Source organism: Streptomyces sp. B21-105, from assembly GCF_036898465.1.
In the GTDB taxonomy this organism is placed as follows: domain Bacteria; phylum Actinomycetota; class Actinomycetes; order Streptomycetales; family Streptomycetaceae; genus Streptomyces.
In genome coordinates, this window is the sequence record NZ_JARUMJ010000001.1 from 71,507 (window position 1) to 87,988 (window position 16,482).

Annotated in this window: 20 protein-coding genes and 5 pseudogenes; 16 read left to right on the forward strand and 9 right to left on the reverse strand. The window is 68.6% G+C overall.

Annotation, left to right across the window (positions count from 1 at the left end; all coding sequences use genetic code 11):
• Positions 1-16: 16 nt before the first annotated feature.
• From QA802_RS00370 to QA802_RS00380, 3 genes are all read left to right on the forward strand, one after another.
• Entirely contained in the window at positions 17-883 is an 867-nt protein-coding gene (locus QA802_RS00370) for an alpha/beta fold hydrolase (protein ID WP_334517227.1), read from the forward strand.
• A gap of 33 nt (positions 884-916) precedes the next feature.
• A complete protein-coding gene (locus QA802_RS00375; RefSeq protein WP_334517228.1) occupies positions 917-1,723 on the forward strand; it encodes a strictosidine synthase in 807 nt (268 codons plus the stop codon).
• A gap of 120 nt (positions 1,724-1,843) precedes the next feature.
• Positions 1,844-2,677, forward strand: coding sequence for an enoyl-CoA hydratase/isomerase family protein (locus QA802_RS00380; RefSeq protein ID WP_334517230.1), 834 nt, complete (start codon positions 1,844-1,846; stop codon positions 2,675-2,677).
• A 128-nt stretch (positions 2,678-2,805) separates the two neighbouring features.
• Here the strand turns inward: QA802_RS00380 and QA802_RS00385 are convergent, their stop codons facing one another.
• Positions 2,806-3,495: an SDR family NAD(P)-dependent oxidoreductase gene (locus QA802_RS00385; RefSeq protein ID WP_334517232.1), complete on the reverse strand. Its 690-nt coding sequence runs from the start codon at positions 3,493-3,495 to the stop codon at positions 2,806-2,808.
• Positions 3,496-3,555: 60 nt separating this feature from the next.
• On the opposite strand from QA802_RS00385, the gene QA802_RS00390 reads away from it, so the two are divergent.
• Entirely contained in the window at positions 3,556-4,143 is a 588-nt protein-coding gene (locus QA802_RS00390; RefSeq protein ID WP_334517233.1) for a TetR/AcrR family transcriptional regulator, read from the forward strand.
• Between the two features lie 254 nt (positions 4,144-4,397).
• On the opposite strand, the gene QA802_RS00395 is transcribed toward QA802_RS00390, so the two are convergent.
• Positions 4,398-4,523 (reverse strand): hypothetical protein, encoded by a 126-nt coding sequence (locus tag QA802_RS00395; protein WP_334535196.1) that lies wholly within the window; start codon positions 4,521-4,523, stop codon positions 4,398-4,400.
• 11 nt (positions 4,524-4,534) lie between these two features.
• Between QA802_RS00395 and QA802_RS00400 the strand changes: the two are divergent.
• Positions 4,535-4,867: pseudogene (locus QA802_RS00400) on the forward strand (helix-turn-helix domain-containing protein); the annotation flags it as partial.
• A gap of 81 nt (positions 4,868-4,948) precedes the next feature.
• Here QA802_RS00400 and QA802_RS00405 read toward each other — a convergent pair.
• Positions 4,949-5,620, reverse strand: a complete 672-nt coding sequence (locus QA802_RS00405; RefSeq protein WP_334517235.1) for a TetR/AcrR family transcriptional regulator — start codon at positions 5,618-5,620, stop codon at positions 4,949-4,951.
• A gap of 68 nt (positions 5,621-5,688) precedes the next feature.
• Here QA802_RS00405 and QA802_RS00410 point away from each other — a divergent pair, with 68 nt between their 5' ends.
• Positions 5,689-6,528 (forward strand): alpha/beta fold hydrolase, encoded by an 840-nt coding sequence (locus QA802_RS00410; RefSeq protein WP_334517236.1) that lies wholly within the window; start codon positions 5,689-5,691, stop codon positions 6,526-6,528.
• A 308-nt stretch (positions 6,529-6,836) separates the two neighbouring features.
• On the opposite strand, the gene QA802_RS00415 is transcribed toward QA802_RS00410, so the two are convergent.
• Together QA802_RS00415 and QA802_RS00420 are read right to left on the reverse strand one after the other, a co-directional pair.
• Complete coding sequence (locus QA802_RS00415; RefSeq protein WP_334517237.1) at positions 6,837-7,004, reverse strand: hypothetical protein; 168 nt, start codon at positions 7,002-7,004, stop codon at positions 6,837-6,839.
• Positions 6,965-7,591, reverse strand: a complete 627-nt coding sequence (locus QA802_RS00420) for a replication-relaxation family protein (protein WP_334517238.1) — start codon at positions 7,589-7,591, stop codon at positions 6,965-6,967. The genes QA802_RS00415 and QA802_RS00420 overlap by 40 nt, the downstream gene beginning before the upstream one ends.
• A gap of 541 nt (positions 7,592-8,132) precedes the next feature.
• Here QA802_RS00420 and QA802_RS00425 point away from each other — a divergent pair.
• The gene (locus QA802_RS00425; RefSeq protein ID WP_334517240.1) at positions 8,133-9,773 is read left to right on the forward strand and encodes an NAD-dependent malic enzyme; all 1,641 of its coding nucleotides are present in this window, start codon (positions 8,133-8,135) and stop codon (positions 9,771-9,773) included.
• A gap of 285 nt (positions 9,774-10,058) precedes the next feature.
• Complete coding sequence (locus QA802_RS00430) at positions 10,059-10,247, forward strand: hypothetical protein (RefSeq protein ID WP_334517241.1); 189 nt, start codon at positions 10,059-10,061, stop codon at positions 10,245-10,247.
• Here QA802_RS00430 and QA802_RS00435 read toward each other — a convergent pair.
• Positions 10,211-10,933, reverse strand: a complete 723-nt coding sequence (locus tag QA802_RS00435; protein WP_334517243.1) for an ANTAR domain-containing protein — start codon at positions 10,931-10,933, stop codon at positions 10,211-10,213. The genes QA802_RS00430 and QA802_RS00435 overlap by 37 nt on opposite strands.
• Positions 10,934-10,940: 7 nt before the next feature.
• Between QA802_RS00435 and QA802_RS00440 the strand changes: the two are divergent.
• Positions 10,941-11,202 (forward strand): annotated as a pseudogene (locus tag QA802_RS00440) (IS256 family transposase); the annotation flags it as partial.
• The gene (locus QA802_RS00445; RefSeq protein ID WP_334517245.1) at positions 11,199-11,696 is read left to right on the forward strand and encodes an HAD domain-containing protein; all 498 of its coding nucleotides are present in this window, start codon (positions 11,199-11,201) and stop codon (positions 11,694-11,696) included. The pseudogene QA802_RS00440 and the gene QA802_RS00445, both read left to right, overlap by 4 nt.
• A gap of 249 nt (positions 11,697-11,945) precedes the next feature.
• Here the strand turns inward: QA802_RS00445 and QA802_RS00450 are convergent, their stop codons facing one another.
• Both QA802_RS00450 and QA802_RS00455 read right to left on the reverse strand, forming a co-directional pair.
• Positions 11,946-12,470: a carboxylesterase family protein gene (locus tag QA802_RS00450; protein ID WP_334517247.1), complete on the reverse strand. Its 525-nt coding sequence runs from the start codon at positions 12,468-12,470 to the stop codon at positions 11,946-11,948.
• A gap of 28 nt (positions 12,471-12,498) precedes the next feature.
• Complete coding sequence (locus QA802_RS00455) at positions 12,499-13,107, reverse strand: TetR/AcrR family transcriptional regulator (protein ID WP_334517249.1); 609 nt, start codon at positions 13,105-13,107, stop codon at positions 12,499-12,501.
• A 109-nt stretch (positions 13,108-13,216) separates the two neighbouring features.
• Here QA802_RS00455 and QA802_RS00460 point away from each other — a divergent pair, with 109 nt between their 5' ends.
• The 3 genes and pseudogenes from QA802_RS00460 to QA802_RS00470 all read left to right on the forward strand — a co-directional run.
• The gene (locus QA802_RS00460) at positions 13,217-13,639 is read left to right on the forward strand and encodes a nuclear transport factor 2 family protein (protein ID WP_334517251.1); all 423 of its coding nucleotides are present in this window, start codon (positions 13,217-13,219) and stop codon (positions 13,637-13,639) included.
• 345 nt (positions 13,640-13,984) lie between these two features.
• Positions 13,985-14,326 carry a hypothetical protein gene (locus tag QA802_RS00465; protein WP_443042060.1) on the forward strand — a complete coding sequence of 114 codons (342 nt, stop codon included), beginning with the start codon at positions 13,985-13,987 and terminating at the stop codon, positions 14,324-14,326.
• Positions 14,327-14,409: 83 nt separating this feature from the next.
• Positions 14,410-14,679: pseudogene (locus tag QA802_RS00470) on the forward strand (helix-turn-helix domain-containing protein); the annotation flags it as partial.
• A gap of 94 nt (positions 14,680-14,773) precedes the next feature.
• Here the strand turns inward: QA802_RS00470 and QA802_RS00475 are convergent.
• Positions 14,774-15,178, reverse strand: coding sequence for a type II toxin-antitoxin system PemK/MazF family toxin (locus QA802_RS00475; RefSeq protein ID WP_334517253.1), 405 nt, complete (start codon positions 15,176-15,178; stop codon positions 14,774-14,776).
• A gap of 109 nt (positions 15,179-15,287) precedes the next feature.
• On the opposite strand from QA802_RS00475, the pseudogene QA802_RS41420 reads away from it, so the two are divergent.
• From QA802_RS41420 to QA802_RS00485, 3 genes and pseudogenes are all read left to right on the forward strand, one after another.
• A pseudogene (locus QA802_RS41420) lies at positions 15,288-15,419 on the forward strand (IS701 family transposase); the annotation flags it as partial.
• A 30-nt stretch (positions 15,420-15,449) separates the two neighbouring features.
• A pseudogene (locus tag QA802_RS00480) lies at positions 15,450-15,587 on the forward strand (IS5/IS1182 family transposase); the annotation flags it as partial.
• Positions 15,588-16,217: 630 nt separating this feature from the next.
• Complete coding sequence (locus tag QA802_RS00485) at positions 16,218-16,421, forward strand: cold-shock protein (protein ID WP_307039055.1); 204 nt, start codon at positions 16,218-16,220, stop codon at positions 16,419-16,421.
• Positions 16,422-16,482: the final 61 nt, after the last annotated feature.

Consider the following 16,482-nt stretch of genomic DNA (forward strand, 5'->3'; position numbering starts at 1 on the left):
GCAAGGAGACTCCGTCATGAGCAGCACCGACACCCCGAACGAAGCCGTCATCACCTCCTATGCGAAGGCTCCGGCCCGCACCGTCAGGGCCGGCGGCGTCACCTACGCCTACCGCGAGCTGGGGCCGAAGGGCGGCATCCCCGTCGTCTTCTTCGTCCACCTCGCCGCGACCCTGGACAACTGGGACCCCCGCATCATCGATCCCATCGCGAAGGGGCGTCACGTCATCGCCTTCGACAACCGCGGTGTCGGAGCGTCCACCGGTCAGGTGCCGGACAGTGTCGAGGCGATGGCCGACGACGCCTACACCTTCATCAAGGCGCTCGGGTACGGCAAGATCGACGTCTTCTCCTTCTCCCTCGGCGGGATGGTCGCCCAGGCCCTGGTGGTGAAGCACCCCGAGCTCGTCCGCAAGCTGGTTCTCACCGGCACCGGGCCCAAGGGCGGCAAGGACATGGACAAGGTCGCCAGAGTCACCTACTGGGACATCCTGCGCGCCACCTTGACCCGTTCGGACCCCAAGGAGTTCCTGTTCTTCAACCGCAATGCCACCGGCAAGGCCGCCGGGCGCGCGTTCGTCAACCGGCTCAAGGAGCGCACCGTCGACCGCGACGCGGAGATCAAGACCAAGGCGTTCCAGACGCAGCTGAAGGCGATCAAGAAGTGGGGGCGCTCCGCCCCCGACGAACTGTCGTCGATCACGCAGCCCACCCTGATCGCCAACGGCGACAACGACCGCATGGTGCCGTCGGTCCTGTCGGAGGACCTGCACCGGCGCATCAAGGGCAGTGAGCTGATCATCTACCCCGACTCCGGGCACGGCGGCATCTTCCAGTTCCACGACCGGTTCGCCCCCGTGGCGGTCGAGTTCCTGGCCCGATGACCACCGCCTGACCAGGAAGAGAAGGGCAACATCATGAGCACGTCACCGGCCGCCGCGCCCCCGGAAGTGAAGAAGCCTCTCACCTCCTCGATCCTGCTGTGGGTGCGCACCGACCAGCCCCGCCAGACCGGCATGGACCACTGGAAGGGCCCGCACTCAGGGATCATCTCCGCCACCCCGGGCCTGGAGGAGTACCGGCAGATCCACCTCGCCGAGCACAACACGGGCCTGTGGCCGGCCATCGACGGGGTCCAGACCGCGATCCCCGCCGACCGGAAGATCGACGGCGTCGCGGAAGTCACCTTCCAATCGGCGCTTGCACCCCTGAAAGGGCGCGAGCAGACGAAGCTGGCCTACGCCGACGAGATCAACGTGTTCCGCCGCACCCTGCTCTACGCCGGCCCGCCGAACTCCTCTCGGTGGTACGACGTCGCAGGCCCCGGACAGCCGGTCGGCGCCCGCGCGCTGATCTACCTTCGCCGCAGGGACGGGGCCGGCGCCGGCGCCTTCCGGAAGTTCGTCAACGAGCAGCTCGCCCCCGCGCTCGCCGGCACCGGAGTGCTGAAGGAGCTGCGCACGCAGACGTTCCTGCCCTGGACGAAAAAGCTCTGGGACACCCCGGACGTCGCCCACGACAACCCCCACGACCAGCGCTTCCACGCCTCGGTCAGCCTCGGGTTCACCGACACCGCGGCACGGGACGCCTTCTTCACCGGCCCCGTGATCGAGGACCTGTCCGACCGGCTGGCACCGCAGGTCTCCGCGATCCACGCCTACGACGTCACCGCCACCCTCACCTACGTCAAGAACGGCGACATCCTCCCGCGCTACCAGGCGTGAGCAGCGCGCAGACGGAAAGCGGGACCGCCCGATCTGCTCAGCAATCCATCCGCCCCGGCTTCCTGGCCCTCCTCGCGCCACCGTCGCCATCTCTTACCCACCACGCATCCGGAGCCAGCCATGAGCGAGCAGCAGAGCACCATCCACTACGAGCGCACCTCACCGCAGATCGCGAAGATCACCTTCGCCAACCCACCCGTCAACCTCATCGCCGGCGAGACAGTCCTGCGCCTCATCGAGATCGTCACCGAACTGGCCACCGACCCGGACATCCAGGTCGTGCTGTTCGACAGCGCCACCCCCGACTTCTTCTACAACCACTTCGACCTGGCCGCCGCCGCCGACTTCCCCGCCCCCGAGGGCCCGGACGCGCTACCGGCATGGACGAATCTGGTCCTGGAACTCTCCAAAGCGCCGTACATCACCATCGCCGCGATCCGGGGACGCACCCGCGGCGGCGGGAACGAACTCGCCCTCGCCCTCGATCTGCGCTACGCCAGCCGTGAGAAAGCGATCTTCGGACAGCCCGAGGTCGGCAGCGGACTGCTGCCCGGCGGTGGCGGCAGCGAACGCCTTCCCCGGGCCATCGGACGCGACCGCGCCCTGGAAGCCATCCTCACCAGCGACGACTACGACGCCGACACCGCCGAACGCTGGGGCTGGGTCACCCGCGCCCTCCCCGACAGCGAACTCGACGCCTTCGTCGGCACCGTCGCCGCCCGGCTCGCCTCCTTCGACCGCACCTCACTCGCCTCGGCCAAAGCCCAGGTCAACCGGGCATCCCTGCCCCCGGACGCGGACCTGGTCGCCGCGTACGGCGAGTTCGCCCACTCCCTCACCCTCCCCGGTTTCCTCACCCGGGCCGCAGGCACGCAGGCCGTCGTCGAACAGGCCGGCATCGACTTCGAGTACCGTCTCGGGCACTACATCGGCATCGCCAACCAGCAACGCTGACACCCATCAGAAATCGAGGACGACGCAGCGGATGCCGCGTCCGTCCTCGTTTGCCGCGGGGCCCACCTGATTTCCGACGTCTTCGGCACCGTGGTCGGATCGGGCTGCCGCCGGACCGACCGCCGACGTCATCCACCGCTCGACGGCCGCGACGGTGCAGCCCGTCTCGACACCGGCCGGCCAACCGTTCGAACGCCATGGATCACGGGGGGCCGACGTGAAGAGATCACGTCGGGCCCGAAGAACAAGCTCAGGCGTCCGTACTGTGCAGGTCCGGGTAAAAGCGCCTCGACCGGGCCGCTCAGAGCCGCCTTGACCCCCTGGGTCAACTCGTCGGCCAGGACCTCGTATTCTCCGGACTCGACTGCGTCGTAGACCGTCGTCACCAGCTGCGTCGGCAGCATCTTGGGTCCGTCGGCGTGCGCGGCCATCCCGGTGTCGACGTAGCCCATGTGCACACCCGTCACGTGGACGCCCATGGGTGCGAACTCGATGCGCAGCGAGTTGGTGGCCGACCACAGTGCGGCCTTGGGCGCGCTGTAGGCGCCGCCGAAGGCATACCAGCTGGCAACGGAGTGCACGTCGATGAGGATCGACCCCTTCTTGGCGGCGAGGACCGGTGCGAAGGCGCGGGCAAGGAAGACGGGCCCGAAGAAGTTCGTCTCCATGTTCGCCCGGATGTCCGCCTCGGAGACGTCCAGCAGACTCGCGCTCGGCGGGATGGCGCCCGCGTTGTTGAAGTGCGTGGCTGCGCACGGATGGAGCGATGACTCCTTGCCCCGCGATGGGAGAATGAGCGGAGCCACATTCGAGCCCACGCGGCATTGAGTGCAATCATAACTGATTACAGTCAGAATCTACGCCTGGAGGACACCGTCATGCCTGTCGGACGGCGCGAGCGGAAAAAGCAGGAGAAACTCGACCGCATTGTCGCTGCCGCCAGTGAGCTGTTCGCCGAGCACGGCGTCGATGAGGTCACGACCCAGCAGATCGCGGACGAGGCCGACATCGGCACCGGAACCCTGTTCCTTTACGCCAAGACCAAGGGCGAACTCCTCCTGCTCGTGCAGAACGCCAAGTACGCCGAAGCGCTAGAGCAGGGCCGGGCGGACGCCGAGACCGTCCCGGGCGTGCTGGACGCGGTGCTGGCGATCGTCCGGCCGATCGTCGAGTGCAACCGCACCCAGATCGACAACGGACGTACCTACCTGCGAGAGATGGTCTTCGGCGACCCCGAGGAGCCCCGGCACGGCGCAGCACTCGCCATCGTCGCGCAGACCGAGGAGGCCGTCGCCGCCGTTCTGCGCCGAGACGAACGGGTCACAGAGGGCGACGCCGCGACGCTGGCACACATCGTGTCCGCCGTGATGTTCCTCAGCATGGCGGTGAGCCTGAACATCGCCTTGAGCGTCGAGGAGATCGTGCAGGACATCCGGGGGCAGGTCGAGGTCCTGCTGCCTCGCTGAAGCGCGGCCCAGCCTCAGGCCCAGGTGACATCCGGGCAGTCCTCGGCTGCGCCATGGCCCGAATCCCCAAATGACAGGCCGTCCGGCCGCCTCCGCCCATTCCGACATGGCCGGAGGCGGTGGGGCGGGCGGCCGGCGGGCTACCGCCACCGTGTGCTGCTGGGATTTCGGAGATTGCCTACCTACGTGGCGTCAAGTCCCTGTCGTAACAGCCCCTTACCCCAGGATTCCGGGTCAAGGCCCGTGTGGTGCGGTCAAAGCTCTGTGGGTCGATTCCAGGATCTTCTCCGGAGTTCTGTGCCCGCCGTGGCGCGGGCGAGCAGGATCGCGCCGACCAGGGTGGCCACCACGGGAAAGCCGTCGTCGGCGTCGGTGGACATCCACGCGGCGAATCGGTCTCACCGAGGGCCCTGACGGCCTTGTCCGCACCGCCCGCCTGCCGCTGTCGAGCGCAACCTTGAACTATCTCGCCTGCCTGATACGCGGCCGCCTGAAGAAAATCGCCTCGCGGTGGCGGGCGCTGCCCGCCGGGAAGATCGCCGGCATCGTGCTGGCGGTGCTGCGCTGTGACCAGCGGCCCGGCGATCTGGCCGGCAGGAACGGGGTGCACCGCACCACCGTGAGCCGGTGGGTGCGCGAGGTCGTGGGCCTGCTGGCCGCCCGCGCCCCGCGCCTGGACCGCGCGTTCAAGAAGATCGCCCAAAAGGGCGGCGGGGTGGTCCTGCCGGTGTTCGTACTGAGGCGACTGGGAGCCGGCCTCGTGCTGCTCATGGTACTGAGCTGGGCTTGCGTCGGTCGGCTGTGGTCAGGCTTCCTGGCTCCGTGCCGCCGACTGGTCGCTGGTGTCGTGCGCCAGTGACGCGAGAATTTCCTTGCGGCAGACATCGAGGATTTCGTCCGCCAGGGGAGAACCGTCCGGGCATGCCCGCGACAACATGATCGCGCCGACCGAATGGGCGAGCATGTCGATCACCATCATGCGGGCCGCGCGCTGGTCCGCATCCCCCGGCGTATCGCTTTGGGACTGAAGGGCCGTCAGCAGGTTCTCGATCCCGGCTGCGAACTCTGTTCTGATGTCCGCCGGCTGACGTGCGGCGTCGCCGCCGAGGGCCGCGATGGTGCAGCCGTCGCCGCGCCCGTCGCGATGCTCCCGCGAGACGTAGCGCTCGACGAACTCGGCGGGGTCCAGACCTTCTGTCCGTGCCACGGTCTGCGAGAGCCCGCTCGCGGACGCTTCGGCCATCAGGTCGGCCTTGGAGCGGAAGTGCTTGTAGAACCCGCCATGGGTGAACCCGGCGGCTGCCATCAGTTCTGCCACGCCGACACCGTCATATCCGCGCTCACGGAACAGCCTGGCGGCTGTCGCGACGATGTGGGCACGGTTCTGCTCTGCCTGTGCCTTGGTGACCCGCATGTCCAGCCGTCCCTTCGCCGGTCGACGCTCGACGGTCCAGCATACATAGATGTCGATCGGCATCAAAGAGCTTGACTTTTTAGATGACGATCGTCATCGTATTGCTCACCCCCTCCAGAAAGGCTCAGGCCATGAGTGACACGCATGTGACCGCACCGACTCAGTACATCGAGGTCGACGGCGACCGGTTCGCCTACCGGCGCTGGGGCAAGCCCTCGGGCGTCCCGATCTTCCTGGTCCAGCACTTCCGCGGCGGGATGGACAACTGGGACCCGCTGCTCACCGACGGCCTGGCCGAAGGCCGTGAGGTCATCCTGTTCAACGGCCGCGGCATCGCCTCGTCATCGGGCACGCCGCGTAACCGGATCGAGGACATGGCCGACGACATCGCCGCGGTCATCCGGGCACTGGGGCTGGAGCAGGTCGACCTGCTCGGCTTCTCGCTCGGCGGTTACCAGGCGCAGGAGGTCGCGCTGCGCCACCCCCAGCTGGTGCGCAAGCTCCTCCTGCTCGGCACCGGCCTCCGCGGCGGAGACCCGACAAGTGACCCCCAGGTGCCTCAGTACGCCCTGAACCCGGTCCCCACCCTGGAGGACTTCCTCTTCCTGTTCTTCGGCCGCTCGGAAGCCGCGAAGCAAGCGGGCAAGGCCTTCTGGGAGCGCCGCCACCAGCGGGCCGACCAGGACCCGCCGAGCTCGCCCGCGGTCGCACAGGCGCAGTTCGAAGCGACCGTCGCCTACGCGGAACCGCTGCCGGGCGAGAACCCCTACGCCCACCTGAACGCGATCACCCAGCCGACGCTGGTCCTCAACGGCGAGAACGACGTGATGATCGCCTCGATCAACTCCTGGCACCTCGCCCAGAACATCCCCAACGCCCAACTGCTGATCTACCCCGACGCCGGGCATGGAGCGCAGTTCCAGTACCCCGAGCGGTTCCTGAAGCACGCCATTCAGTTCCTCGAGGAATAACACCTGCAGGGCTTCGGTGCAGTCGCTGACGCCTGGTCCGTGATGACGGGCCGCAGGCTCACCGGATCCCCGGAATGCGACACGCACACCTTCCCAGGCCATGGAGTCCTCTGCGCCCCCGTGGTCGAAACGGAAGACAGTCCGGCCAACGGATCGTCGCCGATTCCGCCGGCTGTGGTGGGGACTCCGGGCCAACCGGGCCGGCCCCGCGCCGCCGTCAGGCGTCGACTGAAGAGGCCGCAGGACGACGCTCCCCACGGCTGTGGGTGAGGGAGCGTCGTCGTCTCCGGCGGGCCCACTCCGCCCCCTCAGCGGCCTATCGGCTCCAGGTAGCGCTCGCGGCGCCGGTCGGGGGCGTCAACGCCGATCTCGTACCAGGGCTCGCCGCGCTGGAGCCGGGGCAGAGTGTTCACCCACATCGCGACGGCGATCCCCTTCACGTCGTCGGTGAGCACTTGGAGGCGGTTGTCGAGCAAGTGCTCCTCCCCTTGCCCGCCAGGACGACGTGCAGTCGCGGGAAGGTCTGGGAGCGGGTGTAGCGGCGGCGCCAGAAGGGGAAGGTGCGGCCGTGGGTGCCGCGGGCTCCTTCCCAGACACGGTGCCCGGCGTAGCACTCGTAGTCCCTGACCTCCTTGGCGAGGGGGGCCTGGGACATGGTGCCGTTGTCGAGCTCGAAGATGCGCACCTCGCTGGTCTTGGTCGGCAGCGCGAGGACGGCGTCGGTGTTGAATCTCAGCCCGGGCTCCTTGCAGGCGTGGTTGACCTCCACCTGCCAGTCGGTCAGGTGCTCACGGCCGCCGTAAGTGAGGATCATGTCCGTCACCGCGACACCGTGATGGCCGAACCCGGCTTTCACCGCCTTCGCGCCGGTGCCGGCCTTCGGTCGGGGAGGCAGCTCGTTGCCGTCAGCCAGAGCCTTCTGGCCCGCCGGGGTCAGGTTCCAGATCTGATGCTTGCCGTCCTTGCCGTTCGTCTCCGCCAGTCCCAACTCCGCCAGCTTGTTCATCGCCCTGCGCACGTACGACCGGCCGTCGGCATCCTCCGCCGTGATCACCTGAGCCATCTGCCGGACAGTGGCTATCCGCACGCACCCCAACATCCGCAGTCCATAGGCCCGCACCTTGGCCGCAGGGGTGCACTTCTTCCCCTTCGCCGACGTCTCAGGGGAAGGGAGAGAGGTGTCAGCGTGCCGTGCCGGAAGCCCCCCTGGCGGGGGGTGTGAGCTGCTGCAGCCACGGCGCCCACCCCTACCGCGTCCCGGTCGCCGTCACCACCAACCCCGACGACCGCACCGGCACCGGTACAACCACCGGCCGCAGAATCAAAAGCGACACCGAACGCGGCTTCCACCGCGCCGAACACCTCCTGGCCGTAACCGAGCGGGATGTCCACGGGCGGGAACCACAGGTCGCACTGCGCAAGTTCGGGCTTGCGCGCACATGCCTTCATCGTGCTGGCGGCCCCTTCCGGCGCCACGCCTGGCGGGCAGAACAGGGTCCGCCGACGCGGCGGGGATGTCGTCGGACGTCAGCTGGACGAAGTGATGACCGTTATTTGCCGATGGTTTTGCGTCCATGCGCACGAAGCACGGGAAGACGGCTCACATGACAGTGAACGAATTTCCGCGCGGCGCGGCCCTCCTCGCAGACCCCCTGCGCAACAAAGGCACCGCTTTCAGCCTCCGGGAGCGGGCCGACCATGGTCTGGACGGGCTGCTTCCGGCCGCCGTGGAGACGCTCGACGAACAGGCCGACCGCGCGTACGAGGCGTTCCGCGGCTATGACAAGCCGCTGAACCGGCACATCTATCTGCGCCAGTTGCAGGACACCAACGAAATCCTCTTCCACCGCCTGGTCACCCGGCACCTGGAGGAGATGCTGCCCGTCGTCTACACGCCGACCGTCGGCGAGGCGTGTCGGCGCTTCAGCGAGATCTACCGCCGCCCGCGCGGGCTGTTCCTGTCCTACGAGGACCGGCACCGCTTCCGGGAGATCCTGCGCAACCGCCCGCACCCGGACGTGGATGTCATCGTCGTCACCGACGGGCAGCGCATCCTGGGTCTGGGCGACCAGGGCGTCGGCGGCATGGGCATCCCGATCGGCAAGCTCAGCCTCTACACCGCCATCGGCGGCATCCACCCGGCCCGTACGCTGCCGATCCTGCTGGACGCCGGGACCGACAACGAGGAGCTGCTGGCCGACCCGCACTACCTGGGCCGCCGGGAGCGTCGTGTCACGGGCGCCGCGTACGACGAGCTGGTGGAGTCGCTGGTGGCGGCCGTAGAGGCAGAACTGCCCGGCACGCTGCTGCAGTGGGAGGACTTCGCGACCGCCCACGCCCGCCCGATCCTCACCCGCTACCAGGACCGGCTGCTGACCTTCAACGACGACATCCAGGGCACGGCAGCCGTCGCCCTCGGAGCGCTGACCACGGCCACCACGGTCGCGGGCACCCGCCTGGCCGACCAGCGGATCGTGATCCTCGGAGCCGGTTCCGCGGCGGTCGGGGCGGCCGACATGATCCGAACGGCGATGACGGACGAGGGCCTGTCGCCGGACGAGGCCCGCTCACGCTTCTGGTTCGTGGACGTCGACGGGCTGCTGACCGCCTCCCGCGACGGGCTCAGCGAGGAACAGCGCGTCTACGCCCGCGACGACGAGCAGGAGTCGTACGGACTCGCCGAGGTGGTCCGGCGGGCGGAGCCGACCGTGTTGATCGGCCTGTCCACCGCGAAGAACGCCTTCACCGAGGACGTCGTCCGGCAGATGGCGTCCGCCTGCGAGCGGCCGGTGATCTTCCCGCTGTCCAACCCGACCTCGCACGCCGAGGCCGACCCGGCCGACCTCGCCCGCTGGACGGACGGCAAGGTCCTGGTCGCCACCGGCTCGCCGTTCCCGCCCCTGAAGGCCGACGGCCGCGAGGTGCCGGTGGCGCAGGCGAACAACGTGTACGTCTTCCCGGCCATCGGCCTTGCGGTGACCGCAGCCCGGGCGACCCGGGTCACCGACCGGATGATGGTCGCCGCCGCCCGCGCCGTGGGCCGGTGTGCCGCACGGTCCGCGACGGACGACGCCGTCCCCGCGCCGCTGCTGCCACCGCTGGGAGAGATGCGCGACGCGGCCCGGGAGATCGCCGTGGCCGCGGGGATGGCCGCCGTCGAAGACGGCGTCGCCCCGCACGCGACCGAGGACGAGCTGCGGGCAGCGGTCGAACGCGCCCAGTGGACCCCTCGGTACGAGCGATGACCCATGCCGAATCGTCTCCGGATCGGCGGGAGATCCCACGCATCCCCGCCGGTCTAAGACCACGGCCAGCGGGACGATGCGGCACGTGAAGCGGAGCCCCTTGTCCTCGTTGCCGCTCCCGGCATGGGCGGGATGCGGCTCGGAGTCGGGCCGACGTGTGGCGGCCGAGTCTCAAAGTAGTGGCTGGACACCAGGCAGGGCGGGTTGGACCGGTCAGAATTGACGTCCCCTCGGGTGCCTGCCGATAGCTGCTGCGGTCGGTTGTGGACGGTGATGGTGCTGGTCATGCAGACCGATGCACCGTTCTGGGACTCGCTGGTGTCCGATGGAATCGACGAGATGGATGTCGAGGCGGTCACGGCCGCGCTCGGCACGGTCGAGGTGGTGGCGAAAGGCCGCACGGCCGAGGCGGCATGTCCGGACACTGCGGCTGCTTCTCAGACCGAGTCCACGGCCGTTACCAGCGCAGGCTGAAAGGTTCTTCCACTCGCTGAGCAGGGCCTGGCGATCCGGCTGACGGTCCGACGCTTCGTCTGCGGGTCGGCGGACTGCCCGCGCCGAACGTTCGCCCGACCATTCTTCCAGCCGCCCGCCCCGTACGCACGGTTCACCACGCGGCTCGACCACGCCCTGGAGCGGGTGGGGCTCGCCTTGGCGGGGCGGGGCGAGGCGGGCCGGCGCCCGGCTGGCAGCCCAGCTGGGCTTCGGCGCCGGAAGGATGAACTCAGGCCGGCATCGCCGCCGTGGCCTTCACCTACCGGCACTTCGGCGACAGCGGCGGCCACCCGCGCCATCACTCGGGCTGGCCCGGGGTTCGCCCTCGATGCGGGCGCCGCTGTACCGCAGCGTTCAGCTTCAGTCCCACCGGCTCCTGCAGCGGCCGGTCCAGCACCCAGCCGATCAGGTCTTCCGCGACCGTGTGCAGTTTGATGTTGGATGTTGGTGTGCTGGGAAACCTCGCGCAGGACCTCGAACTCGGCAGTCGGCGGGAGCCGGTAAGTCGCGACGAGGACGCCAATGGCCTGGTCAACCGTCGCATGGGAATCGACCGCACGCCGCAACTGGGCGTTCTCCTGCTCAAGACAGGCCACCGTGGCGTCATGCGTTCCGTCAGGCGCGGTCCGCTGCTCGCGGGAGGTCGTCATGACGGGGTTCTCCATGGTTCTACGGCTTCCCGCCGAACACTGGGTCCACCTCAGAACGACGAACCCCGATCGAATCCACCTTCAGCACCGTCAAGTTGCGGACCCGGGTCACCCACGGAGATGGCAGCCCCGCAGCGGCCCTGGCCATGGTGTTCACGCTCACCGAGTCCGCCCGGGCCCGCCGGCGCGCGATCACCGCATCCCACCTCGTCGCCCTCATCCGCAACGACGCCACATTCCACAACGGCCACCTCGTCGAGCGTTCCGAGGTGAGCGCAGCATGACCAGGCGCGAGAACCGCCCACTGCTCTTCCTGGACGTCGACGGGCCGCTCCTGCCGTTCGGTGACGGCCCGCAGCGCGATCTCGCGGGCACCGCATCCACCTCGCACATGGCGCGGCTCGACCCGCAGATCGGGCCGCGGCTCGCGGCGCTGCCATGCGACCTGGTCTGGGCCACCACCTGGGAAGAAGAGGCCAATATCGAGCTGGCACCGCGACTCGGCCTGCCGCAGCTGCCGGTCGTGAACTGGCCAGAGCCCTCAGCCGCCCACGATCGCGAAGACCAGTGGTTCGGGCTCCACTGGAAGACCCGAACCCTCGTCGCGTGGGCGGACACACGCCCGTTCGCCTGGGTCGACGACGAGATCACCGAAGCCGACCGGGACTGGGTATCCACCCATCACCCCGCTCAGGCGATCCTCCATCACGTCGCGTCGTCCCGCGGCCTCACCGACCAGGACTTCGCAGTCCTCGATCAATGGCTACACCTGGCTTGAGGTTCTCCGCGCTGATCCGCAGGATTTGACAATTGCTCCGGGTCTCGCCGTTCGCGTCCACTGTCACAGTGGCGCGGCGGTTGCCCGGAACCGGTGCTCCGATAACGAAGAACATGGCCTTCCCTCCGCTCGAGCACCGCCGAACCGGTCCGGGCCGGCATTCCGAGTCCCCGCTGCAAGATCACCTCATGGGTCATGCGGGCCCGGGAGACGCGCCGGCTCCGGCGTCTCGTCGTCGGCGCCTCCTCCTCACTGCGCGGGCAGGGCGAGTGCCACCTTGCCGGGCGCGGGGGGGCGTGTACACGGGGCCGGCGAAGGTCGTGTAGGAGCCGGCGTCCCTCTCCAGGGTGCTGCTGGTCGGCCAGGTGTCCAGGGTGACCTCCCGCGCAGCGGCGCGTTCTGGACGGCAAGGATCGTCTCGGGCGGCAGTGGGGCGAGCGCGTCCCAGGTCGGCGCGACGCCGAGGGCTGCCGCGATCGTCGCGGTGACGGACTCGGCCTCGGCGCCATTGCGGATCCCGGAGGGGATGCTCTGGGTGATCGCGCGCCGGAACAGGCCGCGCGCGGCGGGCGCAGCCATGAGCGGGGCGGTGGAGGCGGCGCCGGCGGACTGGCCGAAGACGGTCACGTTGGCGGGGTCGCCGCCGAACGCGGCGATGTTGTCCCGGACCCACTCCAGGGCGGCGACCTGATCGCGCAGCCCGCGGTTGTCCGCGACCCCGGGCAGGTGCCCGAAGCCCTCGAAGCCGACACGGTAGTTGAAGGTGACTACCACTACGGGCGCAGGCAGTACAGGGACCTCATCACGGGGCGTTGCTTTCTGTAGGCGGCTGGCGCATGGGTGCGATTCCCGCGGTCACCAGGCGCAGGAACAACGCCTTGCGCTGCTCACGCAACTGCGGGTCCGCGCTCGTCTTCTTCAGCCCGTCCACGACCGCGAGGAGGAGAAGCACGATGTCCTCGGCGGTCGCGTCGGAGGTCGAGAACTGCACTTCTCCCGCTGCTGCGGCGGTATGCAGCGCAGAGGCGAGCCGGGCGACCAGAGCCGCATGGGCCTCGCTGACGATGTCCCCGGCGACGTCGAGACTCGCATCGAGGACTTCCCCGCCGTGCACGCTCGACGAGATCTGCGCCAGGAGTCCTCCGAAGTAGGCGGTCACCGCGGCGTCGATTCGGGACAGCACGTCGCCCTGCTGGGCGAGAGCCGTGTCCACATCGCCGAGCGCCCGGGAGTGTGCCCGGCGGGACCCTGCGCGGAAGAGATCTTCCTTGCTGGCGAAATGCAGGTACAGAGCAGCCCGGGACATCCCGGCGGCACGGGCCACGTCCTGCATGGTGGTCTTGCCGTAGCCGTACTGACAGAAGGCGGTCAGTGCGGCATCGAGGATGTGTTCCGTTCGGTCATCTGCCATGCTGTAATCCTGACGCAATGGACTCCCAGCGTCAATGAGTCCAATTTGGCTGGTCACCCCGGGTTTCCACGCCCGATGCCTGCCTCTCAACCCATCAGGAGTGAAACCCATGGCGCAGACAGCCGTTCCGGCCGGTGGTGTGATCGCCGAGCAGATCCGCGAGGTCGAGCGGGCCAGGCTCCGAGCGCTCGTCGCAGGCGACATCCGTGCCGCTTCCGAACTGCACGCATCCGACTTCCAGCTCGTCACCCCCGTCGGCCAGGTACTGCCCAAAGACGCATACCTCCAGGCGATCGCGACCGGAGACATCGACTACGTGGAATGGGAACCCGGCCCCATCGACGTCCGCATTCACGGAAACGCCGCCGTCATCCGCTACCAGGCCATGCTGGAGGTGATCTTCAAGGGCCGCCGGGTACCCCGCGCGAGCTACTGGCACACCGACACCTATGAGAACGCAGACGGCCAGTGGCAAGCAGTCTGGTCCCAGGCAACCGCGATCGAGCAGATCATGCAGCCTCCCCTCCCGTAGCGGACAACCGGACCTGAGAGCGCCGCAGCTCCCCGGGACGCGTCCGCGGACGCTTGCCGCGCGCTCTGCTCACCTCGGCGATATTCCGGCCATGGGGGCCGCCGGCCGGTCCCGCGACGGCTCATCACGTCTGCGTACTCGACCGCTCGGCGGTGTCCGCCTCTGTGCGGGGACGGGGCGCGGCAGCCGCCGGCCCCAGGTCGAGGCGCTTGCTCATGCATCTCGGCGGGACCGGAAGGACCGGCATCATCGACGGCACCGAGATCCCGGTCCGGCACCGGTCCAAGGCGCAAGGACCGGGACAAGTTCATCTCCGGGAAGAACAAGCAGAACACCGTCAAGTCCATGGCGGTCACGGACGGCGAAGGACGCGTGCTGTGGTGCAGCCCGAGCAAGCCCGGGAGTTGCACGGACATCACCCACGCACGCCAGTCGGGGCTGCTCGGGCTCGGCGCAGGTGCACGGGGCATGGGGACACGGAGCCGAGGACGCGGCGTGGTTCCTGCTGGGAACGGGCCCCTGTCGCCACCTGATGGAGCAGACCGACGCGGCTGCACGGGCCTGCGCCCGCCGCACCCTGACGGAACATCTGCGCGACCACGAGACGGCGGACGGCACGGTCGGCTGCGCAGCACGTCGTGGCTGGTCACGGCAGATCGCCCAGCCGACCCATCGGGCAGGCCCTAGTGCCGCATCAGGCAACGTTCGCCCTGTCCTGACGCGCCGTCCAGATGTGCTCTGGGCGGCGCGTTGTGCGTCATGCTGGGCCAGTGGCTGAGCGTGTGCGGGTCCGAGGGATCGATGACTACGAGGGACAGCGGCTGCTGCGGATCATCCGCCGAGGGACCGGGTCCGTGGTGACCTGGCGGCGGGCCCAGATGGTGCTGCTGTCCGCGCAGGGCATGGACGTGGCAAAGGTTGCCGAGGTGACGTTCACCAGCCCCGACCGGGTCCGGGACGTGATCCACAACTTCAACGCGGACGGCTTCGACTCGCTCTATCCGAAGTGCAAGGGCGGGCAACCTAGTACTGCAGCCCTAGATCGTGATCTCGATGGTGAGGGGCGCCGAGGCGACAGTCGGACGGCGTCGACCATCTGGCCGAGACCTCCCACGCCGTCGGCTCCTTCTCCCGCTACCCGAGTTCACCGCGACGGAGGGCGTCCCTTATCTCGCTGAGCTTCGCGGTCGTCGCCGGGGTCTGCTCCTGCGCTTGTTCAGCGCGTCGGAGGGCATCGTCAATCTCGCTGAGCTTCGCCGAGGACAGGACGGCCGCCCGCTCTATCAGGTCGTCCCGTGACACAGTGGTCAGCCACGTGCAAGGGGTGAAGCCTGGACGCGGGAACGCGAGCCGCAGCACGCCTTCGAACGGCACTCCTTCACCGGCGCCCACCAGCACTTCGATGCCCAGACCGCTGATGTCGACGCCCGCCGGAGCGACGACCTGCATCACCCGGATCCCGGACGCGTCGTCTCCCGACAGCAGTACGACCAGCCTCCGCTCGTCGAACTGGACCCACCAGACTTCGCCACGTTGCACAAGTCCTCCAGACACAGGACGACAAACAGACGCTGCGCGAGCCTGACGCGCTGTGGAGACGGGTGCAGCCACCGTTGATCATCGGTGTGTGAGGACTGAAGATCACGCGGTGGCCGCGGGTCACAGCGTAAACCCTGCCCACTGGCAGGAGGCGTTCGAGGGCCTGGTGAGCCGGATAGCGGGACGGTTCACGCGGGTCGAATCCCGGTGCCGAGCCCGGAAGTTGGCACTCGGCCTGCTGTAGGACCTGCGGCGCAAGAACTGCTGGACGCTGGCCCGGACCCACACCCCGGTCGAGCGTGGTGTTGCCCGCCTCAAGTCCTGGCGGGTCTTCCGTCACGCCCGCTGCGGCCCGAACCGCATGACGTCGATTGCCGAAGCCGTACTCACCCTGGAGCGGCACCGCTGAAGAACCTCTGTGAAGTGGTTCAACGCGGAGAAGGGCTTCGGCTTCGTCGCCCAGGGCCTGAAGGTCGACAGGTCGAGCACATCAACCTGGGCCGGCCTTCCCGCCCGCGTACCGAGCGTGCCACGGCCCCTGGGGCAGGCCAGGCGCCCGCTGCCGACCCGGCACCGGGCGTCGGCCCTCCGGGCGGACGGTGGCCCGATCCTGGGCAGCACGTGAGCAGGGCCGCGACCGGCGACGGACCGATGCGCCCGACGCCGGGCGAAGTGCGGCACCGCCGGGAAGATCACACCGCTCCCAGCCGTGAACAGCCACCGCTCCTCCAGAAACACCGCAAGCCCGGCCGGGAAAATATCTGTGACCCCGAGGTGAGGATTTACCACGCCACACGGGGAGCGTTTTTACGGCAACCGGCAGAGCGGAAATATCCTCCGTACACGACCTGCTACCTCATGCTACTGTTGATCTCAGTTGCAGTTGTGGTTCCCAAAAAACTCCAAGCTCCGTCGCCGGCATATCCCGGCCACCGGAAGCTTTCGTCATTGCCGGTTTTTTCCCGGACGGGGCATCATCGCGGCGACCTGGTATCCGTGCATCACGGGTCCCGGCGTACTGCCCCAGAGGAGATATGACGTGGCATCAGGCATGGTGAAGTGGTTCAACGCAGCCAAGGGTTTCGGCTTCATCGAGCAGGACGGCGGCGGCCCCGACGTCTTCGCCCACTTCTCGAACATCGCCGCCCGCGGCTACCGCGAGCTGCTCGAAGGCCAGAAGGTCACCTTCGACATCGCGGCGGGCCAGAAAGGCCCGACAGCTGAGAACATCGTTCTCGCCTGACGTCGGCGCACACTTCGCAGCTGGGGCCCGCATCCCTCGGGGTGCGGGCCCCAGCTGCGGA